This window comes from Vibrio sp. 1069 (assembly GCF_033340555.1).
Genome location: NZ_JAWOWP010000708.1, coordinates 1 through 574, shown reverse-complemented (window position 1 = coordinate 574; position 574 = coordinate 1). Strand labels below are relative to the sequence as shown.

General features: G+C 42.2%; 1 protein-coding gene. It reads right to left on the bottom strand.

What is annotated here, in order from left to right; translation table 11 throughout:
• Positions 1–574, bottom strand: a 574-nt coding sequence (icmH, locus tag R7040_RS28600; protein ID WP_318097907.1) for a type IVB secretion system protein IcmH/DotU, incomplete at both ends; no start/stop codon positions are given.

Sequence of the window (574 nt, the reverse complement as noted above, 5' to 3'; positions counted from 1 at the left end):
CATAGATATTCTTTCGGCAATAGGTGCTGACTTTGACTCAACCATAGGATTACTAACTGCTGGGGTTGGTTGAATCAGGTTTACCAATTGAGCAAAAGTTTGGTTGGAAGCTTTGTTCAACTCGTAGCTGAAGTACATAAAAATACAAACAAGCAGTGCGGAAGTTACCGAACAAACCACCCACAGAGGTGCACGTTCCGAAACCTGAGCACCTGCCAATATATGTTGTTCTACTTTGTTACTAAGCTCTTGCTGTACTCCGCGACCATGTGACTTAAGCACTGATACAACTTGTTTTCTCAATCTACGGTGAGCTTCAAGCCCATTTTTTTCTAAACGATACTGGCCTATAAAACCCAAAGATAAGCATACGTACATTAGCTCTAGTAAATCTAAGTGGGATTCCGGATGAGCCAAACAGCTATCTAGATGCTTAAAAAAAGCCTCTCCACCTTGGCTGCTCGCGTAAAAAGAGCTCAACAGAGAATCATGTGTCCAAAACGATTGACTCCCCCAATTGGTATTCAATACTGCTTCGTCTAAAGAACAGCACAGACAATAACGTGCGGTATCA